The sequence below is a fragment of the Sphingobium quisquiliarum P25 genome, from assembly GCF_000445065.1.
GTDB classification, from domain to species: Bacteria; Pseudomonadota; Alphaproteobacteria; order Sphingomonadales; family Sphingomonadaceae; genus Sphingobium; species Sphingobium quisquiliarum.
In genome coordinates, this window is record NZ_ATHO01000098.1 from 25,074 (window position 1) to 42,851 (window position 17,778).

The following is a 17,778-nucleotide window of genomic DNA, read 5'->3' on the forward strand; positions in this document are numbered from 1 at the left end:
AAGAATAGGGGTTGTCAATTAAATCCGCCTGTCATAACGGTCCGCCCGATTTTCAAATCACTTTTAGATGCAGCAGCATCAGCCATGTACATGGGGAGGAATGTTATGCGATTTTGGCACTTTACGCGCGCCGCGTTGATGGCCGGTTCGGCCCTCGCGGGACTTGCGCCTGCCGCCTATGCCCAGCAAGCCACCGAAGCGCAGAGCGACGTCAGCGCGGCCGACCCGGCATCGGGCGACATCATCGTCACGGCGACTCGCCGCAACCAGAGCCTTCAGGATGTTCCCGTGGTCGTCACCGCCGTTTCGGGCGAGCAGATCAAGGAACTGAACTTCACCACCTTCACGGACATTCAGGCGCTCTCGCCCGGTCTGTCCTTCACGCCGCGCGGCTCGGCGGGCACGGTGACGGCGCTTCGCGGCGTCAGCACCAGCAACACGACGGGCGCGCCCCCGGCCGTCGTCATCTACTTCAATGAAGTGCCGATCAACGACGCCATTGCCTTCCAGAGCCTCTATGATATCGGCCAGATCGAAGTCGTGCGCGGGCCGCAGGGCACGCTGCGCGGCGCCCCCGCCCCTGCTGGTTCGATCACCCTTGCGACTAGACGTCCCGACCTTCATGAGGTGGGCGGATATGTTCAGGGTATCGCGACCGACCAGCTTGGCCTCAACGGGCAGTTCGCGGTCAACTTCCCGATCGTTCAGGACCAGCTCGCCTTGCGTGTGGCGGGTCTTTACGACCGCAATGAAAATGGTGACGTCCACAGCCTGACGACCGGCGTGGAATCAGGCGCGAAGACCAAGAGCATCCGTGCCTCGCTGCTGTGGGAGCCGATGCCCCAGCTGTCCATTCTGGCCACCTACCAATATCTTCGTAACGCCGGCCGGTCGCTGGCGACTGTGGAAGGTTCGGGCCTGGGCTATAATGGCCCGGTCATCCGCGATCCCAAGCAGCGGGTGGCGGTTCAGGAGGATCTGTCCTACCGCCGCCTGACCGCGCATTATGCATCGCTTTCGGCGAAATATGACCTTGGCGATGCGTCGATCAACTATATCGGCGGCTACAACAAGTTCCGCAGCGTCACTCCGATCGGGATTGGCGACAATGATCCGGGCAATGCCATCCCCGGCTATTCGGAACCGCAGAATTTCGACAATCCCGTCGAAAGCTGGTCCCACGAACTGCGGCTGGACGGCAAGACTCCAGGCGGTTTCCTCGACTATACGGTCGGCGGCTTCTACTCCAAGGGCACGTCCGACGTTACCCGCCTGAACATCTTCACCTATCTGCCGGGCGCTTTTGGCGGCGGCGCCGTTCCTGTGCCGGGCGCTCCGGCGGCCGGCGGGGTGCTGGTCGGCGACATCACGCTGCCGATCAAGGATGTGAACAAGTCGCTCTTTGCCAGCGGCACCTTCCATCTGCCGACGAATACCGAAATATTCCTGGGCGCCCGCCACATCTGGTCCGATATCACCAAGGGCTTTAACCTCGACTTCAACTCGCCGTTCATTCCGGTGATCACCGAGCCGCAGCCGCGCCGCAAGTTCAAGGCGTGGGTGTATGACGCCAAGATCGTCCAGCATCTGAACGAAGACCTGCTGGTCTATGCGGCCTACGGCCATGGCTGGCGTGGGCCGGGCTCCAACCAGGCGACGCCGGTGCCCAACAGTGTCCGCACCGTGTCCGACGAAAAGTCCGATAATTTCGAAATCGGCTTCAAGGGCGAGTTCCTGGACAAGCGGCTGCGTTTCAACGCCGCCATCTTCCAGCAGAATTTCGATGGCTATATCGCGCGCGCCCGGTCCATTCCGAACGTGAACGAAGGCGGCCTGGCGGTGACGGCGAACGACATCACCTTCAATGGCGATGCCCGTGTCCGCGGCGCGGAAGCCGAACTCTATTTCTCGCCCAGCGACCGCTTCTATGTCCAGGGTTCGGTCGGCTACGCAAACGGCAAGTTCAAGAACGCGTCGATCCCCTGCCGCGACACCAATTTCGACGGTGTTCCCGACAGCGGCGCTACGCCGACCTCGCCGTCTGCTTTCCCGGCCGGTACGCCGGTGGCCTTCTGCCGCTCCAACGGCGCGCTGTCGGACGTGCCCAAGTGGAACACGACCTTGCTGTCGGAATATAACGCGCCTCTCGGTCAGGCCACGGCCTATCTGCGCGGCCTGTTCACCTGGCAGAGCAAGACGACCGATATCGCCACCGGCAATAATTACGGCAGCTACGGCATCGTGAACCTGTTCCTGGGCGCTCGCGAGATCGTGCCGGGTCTGGACGTCAACATCTTCGCGAAGAACATCTTCAATGTTCAGAAGGTCACCTTCCGCGACGCTGAATATGTCCTTGGCGGCTATCGTTCGGGTTACAACAATGTGAACTTCACCCCGCCCCGCGAAGTCGGCGTCACCGCCCGCTTCTCCTTCGGCGGCGGTTAAGGGAAAGGGCTTTGCCGGGCGGCTATTCCGCCCGGCAGGAGGCGACAGGAAAAAGGGGCATGATCCGGCCTGGATCATGCCCCTTTTCCTTTCGGTCAATCCGGTGGTTGCCTTCAGCCCTATCTGGCGCAGGAACTCGTCCTGATCGAACCCTTCACAGACTTCCGGGCACCCGCCTGTCTTTGGCAGGCGTACAGAACAGACTGCGGCATTCAGACCTGCACGAACGACCCGAACGGATTGGCGACGACAGCTATCCTATCGCTGTTCGACGGTAACGCTGTCGATCGTCATGCCGCTCGCAGGATTGCCGACCGGAGCATCTTTCGGGTAATCGCCTGCGGGCGACCCCGTGTCCACGCCCACGTCGAAACTGCCGGTGATCGAATAGAAGATGGGCGGGCTCGCCGGAACCCTGCCGGACGCCACTTCCGCGCCATTGACGATCAGGCCCAGCCGCGCGCCCTTCGCCATGCCCTTGCCGTCATAGTCGAAATTCATGCGGACGGCATTCTGTCCCACCGGCAGAGGCTTCCTGCCCTTGAGCGTCAGTGTGGCGATATTGTACAGGCGGTACGTGAAGACCGGATAGCGTTTTGCGTCCAGATAGAGCGCCCAGCCCGCATCCGTGCTTCCCAGCGTCGCGACCACGCCGTGCGCCTGCTTGCCGGCGCCAAGCTTCGCTTCCACGCCCCATGACCGGCCGACCAGCCTGGGCAAGGCCGCTTCCGGCACGCCGACCGCGCCTTCATAATAGGTCCGGCTTTTCGCGCCCGTCTGCAAGCTTGGCAGCCCGGCATCGCCGAACTGCTGACCCTTTAGCGGCAGCACCTGGTTTGCGGCGGCTTCGCGGGTGAACAGGGCCTGCAATTCCTTGAGCTTCGCCGGTTGGCTGGCCGCCAGATCATGGGCTTGCGAAAAGTCGCTGTTGAGGTCGTACAGTTCCCAGCGGTCCTGTTCGAACGGCTTCGCGCCAGCGCCCAGCGCCGCGCCCCATGGCAGGCGGGTGTGGAAGGCGGATGCCATCCAGCCGTCATGATAAATGGCGCGATGGCCGAATATCTCGAAATATTGGGTCCTGTGGCGCTCCGGTGCGTTCGCGTTATCGAACGTATAGAGCAGGCTCTTGCCATCCATCGGCACCTGCTTCACACCGTCGACCTCTGCGGGCGCGGGGATGCCGGTCGCCTCCAATATGGTTGGCACGACGTCATTCACATGGCCGAACTGGCTGCGCAGTCCGCCCGGCTGACTGATCTTCCTGGGCCAGCTGATCACCAGCCCGTTGCGGGTGCCGCCCAGATGGGACGCCACCGCCTTGGTCCACTGAAATGGCGTGCCCGCCGCCCACGCCCAGGCGGCATTGATATGCGCGCTCGCCTTCGGCCCGCCGATCGTGTCCATATGGGCCAGCTTGGATTCCAGCGTTTCAGGCATGCCTTGCAGCGCGCCGAGGTAATTGAGGCTGCCGCCCAGCCCGCCTTCCGCGCTCGCGCCATTGTCGCCCACGACATAGATGAACAGCGTGTTGTCGAACTCGCCCGCATCCTTGAGCGACTGGACAAGCCTGCCCATTTCCGCGTCCGTATGCGCCATGAAGCCCGCATAGGTTTCCATCAGGCGCGATGCGAACCGCTTTTCATCGGGGGACAGGCTGTCCCATGCGGGCATCCCTTCCGGGCGCGGAGTCAACTGCGTGTTGGGCGGTATGATCCCCAGCCGCTTCTGACGGGCGAAGGTCTCTTCCCGCAGCTTGTCCCATCCCTGATCGAACTTGCCGCGATATTGATCGATCCACTGCTGCCGCACCTGGAGCGGTGCGTGGATCGCGCCGGGCGCCATGTAGAGGAAGAAGGGCTTTTTCGGATTGATCGCGCGCTGGCCGCGGAACCAGTTGATGCTCTGCGTCACAAGGTCATCGGTCAGGTGATAGTCCTTGCCCGCCGGACGCCGCACCGGGGTCGTGCCGTCGAACAGCGACGGTTCGAACTGGTCGGTCTCGCCCCCTTCGAAGCCGTAGAATTTCTCGAATCCCTCGCCGGTCGGCCAGCGGTCGAACGGGCCGGCGGGCGAGGTTTCCCATGCCGCCGTGGTGTGCCACTTGCCGAAGGCCGCTGTGCTGTACCCATTTTCCCGCAGCACTTCCGCGATCATCGCGCTGTCCTTCGTATGGAAGCCGCTATAGCCGGGGCGGCTGTCCGCCAGCACGGCGCCCACGCCCGCCCGATGCGCATTCCGCCCGGTCAACAGCGACGCGCGCGTCGGCGAGCACATCGCGGTCGTATGAAAGCGGTTATAGATCAGGCCCTGCCGGGCAAGCGCGTTCAGGGCAGGCGTGTCGACCGGCCCGCCAAAGGTGGAGGTGGTGCCAAAGCCGACATCGTCGAGCAGCACCAGTACGATGTTGGGCGCGCCCGCCGGAGCCTGCCGCACATATTGGGGCGCCTTGACCGGCGGCGCTGCTTCTTGCGCGAGGGCGGGCGTGAGGATGAGAGCGGAACAGGCCGTTCCAGCGAGTAATTTCAGAAGTCTGGCCGTCATCTTGTCTCTCTTGGCTATTATACTGCTGCGGGCGCGGTCGTTCCTTCCGGCGGCGCCCGCCATGTTCCGCAATCGGCTAATGCCGGTTTGAATCAGCCCACGTCCACGCGGATGCGCGACAGGCGGATTTCCTGAATGCGCCATTCGCCGCCGATGCGCACATAGCGTTCATGATAATGGCCGTAACCATGCATCCATTTGAAGGGCAGCGGTGATCCTTCCTGAACCCACAGCTTGTCCTCCATCGCCCAGATGCCGGTCGCGCGGTCCGGGCTTTCGATGGTGATTTCCGGCATGTGGCCGTGATGGACGGTCTGGATATGCTCCAAAATGGGCGCGAGCTTGGCCACATAGGGGGCGGCCCCGTGAGTCAGCTGGCTTTCGTCCGGCTCGCCCGTCGATTCCCGGAAATCGGCGATCAGGTCGGGCGCGAAGGTCGCTTCCAATCCGGCCCAGTCCTTCATGTCCATGGTGCGGAAATAGCGCGCCTTTAGGGCGTGGATTTCCAGGGTCGCGGCGATCTTTTCTGCTTCGGTCACAATCTCGTTCCTCCCTAAAATCCCGGCACGGTTACCAGCTCACCTTGTTCGCGGCCTCTATCGCCGCCTGCGTGTCCGGCGGCAACAGCACGCCGCGCTTCTCGGCTGCCTTGGCCGCTCCGGCGAAACGCTTATGATAGACGTCCGGCGTTCCATAAAGCGCCTTCAACTGCTCCGTGGTGAAGGGAAAGGTGCGCCCCGACCCGCCGATGCATTCGCCGCGCCAGTCATAGCGGGCGACGGGAACATCCACCCATGGCGTGCGCAGGCCGCCCTTCACATTGCCGTTCGCGTCGAAATAGCTGGCGGGTTCAAGCACCGGCTGCCTGGGCCCTTCGAAGGAGGGAAGCTGGGGGAAGCTGGGCGCGGCCTTGCCGCTCTTGATCCACCGGTCGATGGCGACGATGGCCGCGCCGGAAACATATTGCACCGGGAAAGTATTGGCATAGTCGGCCGGGCAATTGCCGCCGTCCATGCCCAGGTCGCGCTGGTTCGCCTTGCCGACGCGGGCCATATAGGGGCCGGTCGTGTGCGAGCTGCCAGCAGGCGCCCAGAAGCGCAGCATCCTGCCTTCCTCACGCGGGCCGCGCTCGGCCGATGCGGTGGTGGTGTTGAGCACGATCACCGGCACGCCGACATCGGTTCGCACGGTCGGCAAGGGCGTGTCCGCGCCCGACAGCTTCAGCTTCGCGCCGGTATGCAGGTCTTGCAGGAAAAAGCCGTCGAACACCCTGGCCTGCGGCTGGACGGCATTGATGTAGATCGCCAGCCGCTCTCCCGCGATGGTGTTTCCTACGCCGATCACCGCCTTGGGGTTCAGGCCCTCGAACGGATCGGGACCGCCCGCCGCCTTCTTGCTTTTCAGGGCAGCGGCGATCTGGGTCAGCATGTCATAGGACATATCGCTCGACGGCACGGACAGGCTGCCATAGCGCTGGGGGTCCCAGCGGGCGAGCGTGGTGCCGATGGGGATCTGCTTTCCGGCATAGGTGATCGTCTGCGGCGGCTTTGTATCGTCAATGCCTTCATGATGCATCGACACCCCTACCCAGCCGAAGCCGTTGCGCAGCAGCGTCTCGGCGTTCCATCGGTAATTGGTGTCCCGCTCCGTGCCGAAATATTCCTGCATATATTCGATGACGATGGTGCCGTTGAACTTGTCCGCGGGCGGCTTGCGGACGAGGATACGGGTTTTGTACGGCACGTCCTCCCCTGCCACGACCTGCCATCGGCCATCCGCGCCCAACGTAGTGCCCGGCGCGACATGATAGGCATGGGCCTTGCCGGAAACGAAATATTCGCTTTCCGTATAGCCGTAGGGCGCCAGGTCGACGATGGAGGCGGAATAGGGAAAGCCGCGCGTGCCCCCGGTGATCGGCCCTTCGAAGGTGACAGCGGCCACGGCGGCGGGCTGCGCCTTCACCTGACCGGGCGGAGAGACGGCGCATCCCGGCTGAACCAGCATCGTTGCCGCAAGCAGGGGCATCAACCACAATGTGTTGGGCTTCATCTCTTTTCTCCGGTTATTTCTTGGGCAGGGCGAAGGCGACGATGCTGTTGCGGCCTTCGGACATGACGGAACTCATCTTGGCGATCGCCGGATCGTAGGACCCGGCCATCAGGGCGATGAACTGGCGGCCGCCCGACTTGTAAACGGCTGGAACGCCGCCGGGGACGGACGGCAGCGGCGCTTGCCAGACCAGTTTCCCGTCGGCCATGCTCCACGCCCGCAGCTTGCGGTCCTGCGTCCCGGCAAAGATCAGGTCGCCCGCCGTCGCGACGATGGTGCCGCGCGGGAACAGCGTGCCGGAATCCTTAAGGCCCGGAAGCTCGCCGAAGGGAACCTGCCACAGCTTCTTGCCGCTGTTCATGTCATAGGCGGTCATGGTCGACCATGGCGTCGCGCTGGCGGGCAGCATCGTCTTGCTGAACAGGAAATTGTAACCGGTCTTGAGCTTGATCGGCCCGCTCTTTGCGGCTGCTCCCTCCCCGCCCTGACCGTCCGGCCCGGCGGCAACGGCAGGGCTGCTGACCTTGCCCGCCTGTTCCTGGCTGAAGCCCAGGAACAGCAGCAGGTCCTTCATCTCCTGCGGTTTCAGGTTGAATGCGGGCATCACCGCCCGGCCGCGCGTCACGATTTCGCTCACCTGGCCCGCCGTCCGGCGCGACGCGATGCCGGTCAGCGCGGGAATGGCTGGCGGCTGGCCAGCGCGCTTTTCGCCATGGCAGGACGCACAATTCTGCGCATAGACCGCCTCGCCGGGATTGCCTGCGCTTTGTCCCAGGAACATCGTGCGCGGCTTGTCGGACGGCGGCTCCATCCGCAGGATCGCCGGGATGTCCATCCCCACCACGAAGAAGCGGCCCGTGCGCGGATCGACTGCGCCATTGCCCCAATTGGTGCCGCCCGAACTGCCGGGAATCTGCAATGTCCCCTGCCTGCTGGGCGGCGTGAAAATGCCTTCATTGCGAAGGCCCGCGATCATGGCGGCGATCTGTTTCCGCTCCGCCGGATCGAGATAGGGGCTCAGGTCCTCCGCCGTCATGCGCTGACGCACGAAGGGTTCGGGCGCAGTCGGGAACGGCTGGGTGGGCGATGCCTCCTCGCCCGGAATGTCGCTCTTGGGAACCGGCCGCTCCTCGATCGGGAAAACGGGTTTTCCGGTGCGCCGTTCGAACGTGTAGATGAAGCCCGTCTTGCCCGCGACGGCAACCGCCTCGACCCGCTTGCCGTTGCGGTTGAGCGTCAGCAGCTTGGGCGCTTGCGGCAGGTCATAGTCCCACAGGTCGTGATGGACGGTCTGGAAATGCCACAGCCTCTTGCCCGTCCGGGCATCCAGCGCCACCAGAGAATTGGCGTAGAGATTGCTGCCCTTACGATTGACGCCGTAGAAATTATAGTCGGCCGACGCGAGCGGCACGAACAGGATGCCGTTGGCGGTGTCCAGCGTCATCTCGCTCCAGTTGTTGACGCCGCCGACCTGCTTCCACGCATCCTTGGGCCATGTCTCATAACCCGCCTCGCCGGGGTGCGGAATGCTGTGGAAGGTCCAGCGCAGCTTTCCGGTACGCACATCGAAGGCGCGGATATATCCCGGCGGGCCGTTCCATTCGTCGCCGCCCGTCGTGCCGACGATGATCAGGTCGTCGAAGATGCGGCCCGGCGACTGGGATTCGATCCGCCTGATCGTGGCGGGGTCGCGGCCCAGCCCCTGCTTGAGGTCGATCGAGCCATTGTCGCCGAAGCTCGTCACCGGCTTTCCGGTCGCGGCTTCGATTGCGTAGAGGCGATCCTGGTGGTTGTAGAACAGCCTGCGCGGCTCGCCGCGTCCGCCGTCCCAACTGCTGAGGCCCCGCATGCGCACGCCTTCCGCATCGAGCCGCCACAGCTCTCGCCCGGTCGCCGGGTCCAGCGCCAATATGCCGCCGCTATAGGGCACGAACATGCGCCCGTCGATCACCAGCGGGTTGCCGTTGGACTGGCCGTTATTGGGCAGCGGAACGCTCCAGGCGACCTGAAGATGGCCGACATTGCCGCTGTTGATATCGCTCAGCGGCGAAAATTGCGCCGAATCGGCCCCGCCCAGATAATCGGCCCACTCGCCCGTCAATTCCGGTGCGCCGGATGACGAGCATCCGCCAAGCAGTGCCGCAGCCATGGCAAGGCTGCAAATCGCGCCAAAAGGCCGTCCGCCGTACATCAACAATCCCCTCCCAGGATTTACGCTCGCAAAAAATAACGGCGGTTCGCGCCTGCAAGCGGGAACCACACGCCTCTTCAACAGCATCCGATGCGAAGAATGCGATGGAACGACCCTTCATCGAATAAAATAGAGTTAGCTTCCCATATTATCCATGGCAAGGTTGCATGAACCATCTGGCCATGACATTTTCGTTTCACTGAATTTTGCGGCTCACTTTACGGCTGGCGCGCGGGCGGGCAAATGCGTCACCATAGGACCGTGTTTGAAGGGATCGGGAATTGCCACAGGCGGTGAAGCAGGTGCGGACGGCGGGCCGGAGGGGACGGCCTTCGCGGGAGGAGGAGCGGGAGATTACCCTTGCCATCCTCGATGCCGCGCTTCGCCTTTTTCTGAACGACGGCTATGGCGCTACGTCGATGAAGCGCATTGGCGAGGAAGCGGGCGTCGCCCCCAACACGCTTTATGCCCGCTTCCCTGACAAGGCGACGCTTTTCCGCGCGATCGTCGAATGGAAGGCCGCCTTGTGGAAGGTCACCAATCCGCCCCGCTATGCGAGGCCAGGGTCGCCCATGATGGAGGTGATCGAAGTCGCCCTCACCGCCGTCTTCGACGCGATGGAGCGCGAGGACATCAGCGCGATCGGCCGCCTTCTGGCTCAGGAAACCGAACGCTTTCCCGAACTGGCCCAGATATATCATGAAAATGCGACGCGTGTCGGCCAGGATGGGCTGGTCGAATCCATCCGCCAGAGCAGCGACTGCACATTGACGGAAGAGGAAATGTACGACCTGGCGAAAACCATGCTGGAATGCGCGTCGGGCCATATGAATCTGCGCATGTTCAACGGCGGCAGCGGGCAGGAGACGCACAGGCGCGCGGCAAAGCGCATCGCGACGCTGCTGTCGCGCGGGTCTGTCCGGCGGTAAGGCGCGGCAGGACCGCCCTTGCGAGGTGCGGTAAAATGATAAATTGGCTCTTGTTAAATGCCTCGCTTCGTTTCATGCTGCGGCGCCTTCAAGCGTCCCGCGCCGGAGCGGAGCGCAGCTTTAGGAGATGATTGACATGACCAAGTTCCTTATCCCGGCTCTGCTGGGCCTGACCGCCGCCACCGCCGCTTATGCCCAGGCTCCCGCAGCCGCTCCGGCCGCTGCCGCCGCCGCGCAGTTCTCGACCGAGAATACCGATGTCGGCACGCTGATCGACAACCCGCAGACCAAGGCGATCGTCGACAAGCATATCCCCGGTTTCAGCAGCAATCCGCAGATCGAAATGGCGCGCGGCATGACCCTGCGGGCGATCCAGCCCTATGCCGGTGATCAGGTCACCGACGCCGCGCTTGCCGCGATCGACGCCGACCTCGCCAGGCTGCCTGCCAAGAAGTAAATATCAGGGCGCCGGAATAGGAATATACGCTGACCGGCGCCCTGCTGGACTGGGTGCCGGCCGTTGCTCCTTTCAGGCGCGGCGGCTTGTGCCTGTGCGTTGCCCGGATGGCCCGGCGACCGGTTGCCCCGACCTGATCTTGCTTATTAAAATATAGAATAGTAGTCATTTTACTATTTGCTCAGGCGGAGCCTCGGTCTAGCCGGACCCGATGGCGGCCGGACCTGTGACGCCGGGGAGGACAAGGGTTGCGAAACATCCACTCAGACTTTTGCTGTTGGCTGGCGCGGCGCTCGTGAGCATGCCCGCCATGTCGCAAGACCGTCTGGAGGAAGGCTTTCCCAATTCCCCGCAGCAGGCGCTGCCCCGCATCTATGTTGACAGCCGCGTGATCCCCTGCCGCGCGCCCGCTTATTTTGCAGGGGCGCCCCTCCTGCCGTCCGGCCTGATGGGACCTGTCACGCTTATCGAAATCCGCGATCGTTAAGAAAAGGGGGAGGAATACCGCATGTCCACCATGATGATGATTTCACGCCGGACGCTTCTCGCCTCCAGCGCTTTGCTCGCATTTTCGCCCGTCCGCGCTGCAACCGGAGGTCCGGTCTATCGCGACGCCCGCGCGCCTGTCGCCGACCGCGTCAAGGACCTGCTCTCCCGCATGACGCTGGAGGAAAAGGTCGCGCAGATGTGCAGCATGTGGACCAGCAAGGGCAAGATACTGAACGAGGATGGCAGCTTCTCGCCCGAAAAGGCCGCCACGGCGCTGCCCCACGGCCTGGGGCAGATCGGGCGTCCGGCCGACACGTTCGGCAACAAGCGCTTCTTCAAGGGCGACTGGTTCCGCGATGTCGAGGAGACCGCGCCCCTCGTCAACGCGATGCAGCGCTATTTTGTAGAGAAGACGCGGCTGGGGATTCCGGCGCTGGTCCATGAAGAAACGGCGCATGGCTATCAGGCGCGCGGCGCGACCATCTTCCCCATCCCTCCCGCGCTGGGTAGCACATGGGACCCCGAACTGGTCGAGCAGGTCTTCTCGACCATTGCGAAGGAAGCCCGCGTGCGCGGCGTCAATGTCGCGCTCAGCCCCGTGGTAGACCTGATGCGCGAGCCGCGCTGGGGCCGCATGGAGGAATTTTTCGGCGAAGACCCCTATCTCGTGGCGCAGATGGGCGCTGCCGCCGTGCGCGGTCAGCAGGGACCCCGGCCGCTGGGCAAGGACAAGGTTTTCGTCACGCTCAAGCATTTCGTGCATGGATCGCCCGAAGGCGGCCTCAACAAGGCCCCCGCCGATTTCAACGAGCGAACGCTGCGCGAAAACTATCTCGTGCCCTTCGCCCATATCATCAAGACGAGCGATCCCGCCGTCATCATGCCCGCCTATAATGAGGTGGAGGGCGTGCCAGCCCATGCGTCCAGGCAGTTGCTGGAAAAGACGGGCCGCGAACGGCTGGGCTTCAAGGGCGCCTATTTCAGCGACTATGGCGGCATAGAGGAGCTGGCGAAGGCGCATCATGTCGCCGCCGACATGGATGAAGCGGCGATCCTGGCGCTCAATGCCGGGGTCGATGCGGACCTGCCTGATGGCACGGTCTATGCCCGGCTGCCCGCGCTCGTGCGCAGCGGCCGCGTGTCCGAAGCTAAGATCGACGCCGCCGTGGCCCGCATCCTGGCGATGAAGTTCGAAGCGGGCCTGTTCGAAAATCCCTATGTCGACCCGCGCCGCGTCAAGCGCGAAACCAACACGCCCGCCGCGATCGCGCTCGCCCGCAAGTCGGCGGAAAAGGCGCTTATCCTGCTCAAGAATGACGGCATCCTGCCGCTCGATCCCAACGCGAAGATGAAGCTTGCCGTCATCGGCCCCAATTCGGTGGAAGCGATGATCGGCGGCTATTCAGGTGAGAATGACCGCAAGGTCGGCGTGCTGGCGGGCCTGCGCGCTGCCGCTGGCCCCAACCTGACCATCGAGCAGTCGGACGGCGTATGGATCAGCCAGCCCGATGCGAAGGGCGAACATGGCATGATGGCGATCATGAAGCCTGTTCCCGACGAGGAAAATCGCACACGCATCGCGCAGGCGGTGGAGGTCGCCAAAAGGTCCGACGCCGTGCTGCTGGTGATCGGTGACAATCCGCAGATCACGCGCGAAGCCGTGGCGGGACCGGGCGACCGCAACTCGCTGGACCTGTTCGGCCTGCAAAATGACCTGGTCGATGCCATCCTCGCCACGGGCAAGCCGGTCGTCACCCTGTTGCTCAATGGGCGGCCCATATCGGTCAACCGTCTGGCCGAAAAAGCCAATGCGTTGCTGGAAGGCTGGTATCTTGGCGAGGAAGGCGGCAATGCGGTCGCCAATATCGTCTTTGGCAAGGCCAATCCGGGCGGCAAGCTGCCCGTGTCGATCCCCCGCTCGGTCGGGGAGCTTCCCGCCTTCTACAATCGCCATCCCTCATCGGCGGGCAGCTATGTGGAAGGGAAGCGCGGACCGCTCTATCCGTTCGGCCATGGCCTCAGCTACACCAGCTTCGACATCTCCGCCCCCCGCCTTTCCGCGCCGGAGATCGGCCGGACCGATGCCTTCTGGGTTGAGGTGGACGTTACCAACACTGGCAAGCGCGAAGGCGACGAGGTGGTGCAGATCTATATCCGTGACGAGGTAAGCTCGGCCCCCCGCCCCGTGCTGGAACTCAAGGCGTTCCGCCGCATCACGCTCAAGCCGGGCGAGAAGCGGACCGTGCGGTTCGACCTCACGCCCGACGCGCTCGCTTTCTGGAACATCGACATGGAATGGACGGTCGAATCGGGCGCCTTCACCATTTCGGCAGGCCCAAGCTCGGCCGTGCTGAAAAGCAGCAAGCTAACCGTGCGCGCCTGACGCGACATGATTTTACCGGACCGCTCAGGGCGAACGGAAAGGCGCGGCATGTAGCAGGACGCAAGTTCGCCGCGATACGCCTCAGGCGTCGATCGCGGCGAACCGACGGGCAAGATCAAAACCCCGTCAACACAGTCTTGCCGATCGCGGTCCGGCTTTCCGCAACCTTGTGCGCGGCTTTCAGATTGGCCGCATTGATCGGCCCAAGGTCCTGCGTCATTGTCGACCGCAAGACGCCTTCATCGACCAGGCGTGAGACTTCTTCCAATATATTGTGCTGCTCGATCATCTCGGCCATCTGGAACATCGGCCGGGTGAACATATTCTGCAACGCCACGGTGATCGACTTGGTATGGAACTCGCCAATGTCGAAGCTGGGCGAATGATCGATCTTCGCCAGCGCGCCGCGCGGAGCGATGATCTTGGGGAAGTAGGACAGGTTCGCATCGCTGCCGCCAAGGCTGGCGACGTAATTGACTTCATGGAAGCCGATGGCGGCCAGTTCCTCGTCCAGCGGCTTGCTATGGTCGATGACGTAATGCGCGCCCATCTCCCGCACCCAGGCGGCGCTTTCGGGACGGCTGGCGGTCGCGATCACCGTCAGCCCGGTCAGCTTGCGCGCCAGCTGGATCAGGATGGACCCGGCCCCGCCAGCGCCATTGATGACAAGGATCGAACCCTGCTGATCCCTGGCGAGGCGCAGCTTGTCGAACAGCAATTCCCATGAGGTAATCGCGGTCAGCGGCAGCGCGGCGGCCTCGCCCCAGTTCAGCGAGCGCGGCTTGTGTCCAACAATGCGCTCATCGACTGTATGAAGCTCCGCATTGGCGCCCGGACGCATGATTGATCCGGCATAATAGACCTCGTCGCCAACCTTGAACATCTCCACATCGGGGCCAACGGCCTCCACCACGCCCGCCGCGTCATAGCCCAGCACATTGGGATGGCCTTCATGCGACGGAGCGAAGGATCGCATCTGCGTGTCGACGGGATTGACCGACACCGCCCGCACCCGGACCAGCAGGTCGCGCCCTTGCGGGACGGGATCGGGCAGTTCCAGGTCCAACAGCGCCTCTTCGCGGTCGATCGGGCCCGCCTCGTAAAATCCTATCGCCTTCATCGTCTTCCTTCTTTCTCCAGGTGCGCGGCGCACCAACATCATCGTTAAAACTCAGACATGATTGGCCGGGCCGTAGCTCAATATTCGAGCGCAGCCACCTCATAATCAACCAGATCGGGGATGCTGAACTCCACCAGATTCCCTTGTTGCCGTAACGGCAACGGCTTGGCCGACCGGAGCAGGCTGGCCTGCCGGAGGGGCTTTGCGCTGTTCAGCTTCATCCGCACCTTCTGCGTCCCCACCGGATAGGAGCGCCGCAGCGTTCCGCTACGGAATTCGGGGTTGGTATAATTGAGCAGATGGACCGCATAACCGGGCTCCGTCTGCCAGCCATAGATTTCGATCAGCCCCTCGCCATCCACCGTCAGCGTCCGGTCATCTCCACCGGTCCAACGGATCGCGTTCACCAGCAGATCGCCCAGATCGGCCGATCCAGTCCGCCAATATGTGCCCTCTACTTCACCCGATAGATAGACGAGCCGCGACGCCCCCGCTTCCCGCGCCACCAGCGTCGGCTCATCGGTGCGCAACGTGCGCGGATAGACCGCCTCCGTGGGATAGCTCGGATAAGGCGGCACGAAGGTCATCAGCGGATCACCCTCCGCCCGGATCGGGACGCGCAGGGCCGTCCCATGAATCCAGTTGGTGTCGCGGAAGGACGCGGTCAGCGGATGGTTCCGCTCGATCCGCTGGAGCGTGCTTGCTCCCGGCGGATAGGTGAAAAGCCCATCCGTGTAAGAGGTTCTATCACCCGTCTTGCGCATCCCATAAAGGCGGCCAAGCGCGAAGTCCGCCCGCTTCTTCCCCGCCTCATCATAAAGGCCGGTCTCGAATGTGGACAGCAGCGATCCGCCCTGGGCGACATAGGCCGCGATCTGCCGCGCCTGCCCATCGCTCAGCGCCGCGAAGTTGGGCAGGATCAGCGCCTTGTACCGGCCGATCCGGGCGAGCGACAGGTCGGCATCCAGCAGCAGGTCGAACGGCATGCGCGCATCGATCAGGGCACGGTACATGCCCTGGATCGAATCCAGCTTATTGGTGCCAGCGGGAGCCTGATACACGCGGTTGGACCGAAGGGAGATGACCATCGCCACATCGGCCAGCGACCCCACATTATGGAAATGCCGGTCATTGTCCGCCTGCCAGGAAAGCACCTCCCGCGTGACCGCCTGCCAGCGCCGGTCCTCGACGAAGCCCTGCTGATAGCCGAGCCAGTGCGCATAGACCGTCCCGCCAGTCGCGGCCGTTTGAAACAGGCGGCTGCGTATCTCCTCCGGGCTACCCGACGCGTTGCGCCACATGCCGCCAATGCCCAGCGAATAGCTTGCGGTGGCGAGCGGCACCGGGCGATTGTCGACCAGAGCCTTGCCGAGGCGGATCTGCTGACTGGCGGTCCATGCGGGGTCGCCCAGCGCATAGCGCCCTTGCGTATCGGCGAAGTAGAAGGGCGCCTGCTTCATCAGCCCTTCGAAATCCAGCTCCCCCGCCTCGAACCCGCCGCCCAGATTGCCGGTATAGATGGCGTCGGGATTGGCCCGCCGCACCACCCCGTCATAGAGCTGCCACAGCTCGATCGCGCGCTTTTCATAGGCGGCGCGATATGCTTCCGTCCCCGGCTCGCCTATGGCCCGGCAGGTCTGGCAATAGCAAGGCGGCACCGTCAGCCCGCGCCCGCCATTGGGCCAGCCATTGGTGTAGATGCCATCGATGCCGTAGCGGGTCATGACTTCGGTCATCACCGCCGGAATGAGATCCGAATAATAGGATGTGAACTGGCAGGTCAGCGCAAATTCCTGCGGCCCCGCTTCGGGCGGCGCGCCGGTGACGAGCCGCCCTTCCTTGTCGCGCCGGAACCATTCGGGATGCTCCTGCGAAACCGAAGCCTTGGCGAGATCGGGGCTCAGCCTGCCCAATATGCGGATGTTGCGCTTGCGCAGGGCGCGGACGCATTCGCCGAAGATATCGCGCTCGCCCAGGAAAGCGGATCGCGGAAGGCCGGAAATGTTGGACGGATAGAAGGCCGTGACGTTGGTGATGCTGAGCCAGGTCGCCTGCGCCCTGCACGCCGCCAGATGATCGGCATATTTTTCCGCATCGAAGTTTTCGGGATCCTTCTCGTTAAAGTTGACCTGCATGACCCGCTTCAACCGCTGGTGCCATGCCTTGGGATCATAGGTCCGGGGCGCGAGCGCCGCCGCTGCGGATGCGCCCGGCATGGCCGCCGCCGTCAGCGCCGCGAAGCCGGACAGACCGCTAATCCAGGCAGCGCCTCCCCCAGCCGCCAGAGCCAGCATGTCCCGCCGGCCAACGCCGTCCGTCAAACGATGGTCTGCACTCTCCATCGCTGCGAAATCCCCTCCTGCCAATCATGTTGATGTGGAAAGTAGGCAGGCGATGAGCGGGAAAGGCATAACAATATCGTTCCGAAATATGCGCATGGCGTCCCCATTCCCTGCGAACCACGCCACTTTCCCTGCGCATCGCTGCCTTCTTCGCGTCGGCCGCGCCATTTTTACTACGCATGCTGTCATTGCGCCCTTGTCCCCTGCCGATGGCGCGGGGTATAAAGTATGGTGAGAGGCCCGCGCTCGAATCCTGCGCGCGGGCGGTGATGACCAGCAATGCTGGAGAGGTGAAAAATCATGATGAGCGAACAAAGGCGGCAAGAACTTTCGGACATCCTCCGCCCGGTCGCGCCGCCGCGCGAACTGCACGATGTCTATACCGATGATCAACGCGAGCGGCTGCTGAACGTCGTGCGCGAATATGGTCCGTGGAAGACCATCATCGCGCAGGAATTCGCCTCCTTCGAAGAGTTGATCGCGACCATGTCGGGTTCCGCGCCCGAAGGAACCGACTTTTCCTCCTTCGTATCACCGACCTTCCGGGGCTATCTCGCCAACTATTCGGCGACGCTCTATCCCGACATTCACGACTGCTTCTATAATGAGAAGTTCCTGGATCTCGCCAAGTCCTACTGGAACGCGGACTATGCCAAGCCGCAGATGATGTTGTTCAACATCAACGGCCCCTGCTGCAATTTCGATCCCGGCCATCTCGACACGCCCAGCTTCCGTGGCGTGCGCTATGAAAATTCGCCGACATGGCTCTGCGCCACCATGGCGAAATCGGGCCTGTTCAAGGATTATCTGATCAAGATGGCGCAGGTCATCA

Annotated in this window: 11 protein-coding genes and 1 pseudogene; 6 read left to right on the forward strand and 6 right to left on the reverse strand. The window is 63.2% G+C overall.

Annotated elements, in window-relative coordinates; translation table 11 throughout:
- Window positions 1-105 precede the first annotated feature (105 nt).
- The gene (locus L288_RS32955; protein ID WP_021238505.1) at window positions 106-2,445 is read left to right on the forward strand and encodes a TonB-dependent receptor; all 2,340 of its coding nucleotides are present in this window, start codon (window positions 106-108) and stop codon (window positions 2,443-2,445) included.
- Between the two features lie 258 nt (window positions 2,446-2,703).
- Here L288_RS32955 and L288_RS32960 read toward each other — a convergent pair whose 3' ends face one another.
- The 4 genes from L288_RS32960 to L288_RS32975 all read right to left on the reverse strand — a co-directional run bounded on the left by L288_RS32960 (window position 2,704) and on the right by L288_RS32975 (window position 9,184).
- The gene (locus tag L288_RS32960) at window positions 2,704-4,986 is read right to left on the reverse strand and encodes an arylsulfatase (protein WP_021238506.1); all 2,283 of its coding nucleotides are present in this window, start codon (window positions 4,984-4,986) and stop codon (window positions 2,704-2,706) included.
- A gap of 92 nt (window positions 4,987-5,078) precedes the next feature.
- On the reverse strand, window positions 5,079-5,525 hold the full coding sequence (locus L288_RS32965) for a nuclear transport factor 2 family protein (RefSeq protein ID WP_021238507.1): 447 nt from the start codon (window positions 5,523-5,525) through the stop codon (window positions 5,079-5,081).
- 31 nt (window positions 5,526-5,556) lie between these two features.
- The gene (locus L288_RS32970; protein WP_021238508.1) at window positions 5,557-7,035 is read right to left on the reverse strand and encodes an alpha/beta hydrolase domain-containing protein; all 1,479 of its coding nucleotides are present in this window, start codon (window positions 7,033-7,035) and stop codon (window positions 5,557-5,559) included.
- Between the two features lie 13 nt (window positions 7,036-7,048).
- Entirely contained in the window at window positions 7,049-9,184 is a 2,136-nt protein-coding gene (locus L288_RS32975) for an outer membrane protein assembly factor BamB family protein (RefSeq protein ID WP_161625655.1), read from the reverse strand.
- A 323-nt stretch (window positions 9,185-9,507) separates the two neighbouring features.
- On the opposite strand from L288_RS32975, the gene L288_RS41985 reads away from it, so the two are divergent.
- The 4 genes from L288_RS41985 to L288_RS32995 all read left to right on the forward strand — a co-directional run bounded on the left by L288_RS41985 (window position 9,508) and on the right by L288_RS32995 (window position 13,484).
- Window positions 9,508-10,155, forward strand: a complete 648-nt coding sequence (locus tag L288_RS41985) for a TetR/AcrR family transcriptional regulator (protein ID WP_021238510.1) — start codon at window positions 9,508-9,510, stop codon at window positions 10,153-10,155.
- A 136-nt stretch (window positions 10,156-10,291) separates the two neighbouring features.
- The gene (locus L288_RS32985; protein WP_031304441.1) at window positions 10,292-10,612 is read left to right on the forward strand and encodes a hypothetical protein; all 321 of its coding nucleotides are present in this window, start codon (window positions 10,292-10,294) and stop codon (window positions 10,610-10,612) included.
- Between the two features lie 310 nt (window positions 10,613-10,922).
- Window positions 10,923-11,099: a hypothetical protein gene (locus L288_RS43475; protein WP_161625656.1), complete on the forward strand. Its 177-nt coding sequence runs from the start codon at window positions 10,923-10,925 to the stop codon at window positions 11,097-11,099.
- Between the two features lie 21 nt (window positions 11,100-11,120).
- Complete coding sequence (locus L288_RS32995) at window positions 11,121-13,484, forward strand: glycoside hydrolase family 3 N-terminal domain-containing protein (RefSeq protein ID WP_021238513.1); 2,364 nt, start codon at window positions 11,121-11,123, stop codon at window positions 13,482-13,484.
- Window positions 13,485-13,599: 115 nt separating this feature from the next.
- Here the strand turns inward: L288_RS32995 and L288_RS33000 are convergent, their stop codons facing one another.
- Together L288_RS33000 and L288_RS33005 are read right to left on the reverse strand one after the other, a co-directional pair.
- Window positions 13,600-14,604: a zinc-binding alcohol dehydrogenase family protein gene (locus L288_RS33000; RefSeq protein WP_021238514.1), complete on the reverse strand. Its 1,005-nt coding sequence runs from the start codon at window positions 14,602-14,604 to the stop codon at window positions 13,600-13,602.
- Window positions 14,605-14,681: 77 nt separating this feature from the next.
- Window positions 14,682-16,946 (reverse strand): alpha-amylase family protein, encoded by a 2,265-nt coding sequence (locus L288_RS33005; protein ID WP_021238515.1) that lies wholly within the window; start codon window positions 16,944-16,946, stop codon window positions 14,682-14,684.
- A 300-nt stretch (window positions 16,947-17,246) separates the two neighbouring features.
- Here L288_RS33005 and L288_RS33010 point away from each other — a divergent pair.
- Window positions 17,247-17,778: pseudogene (locus L288_RS33010) on the forward strand (hypothetical protein); the annotation flags it as partial.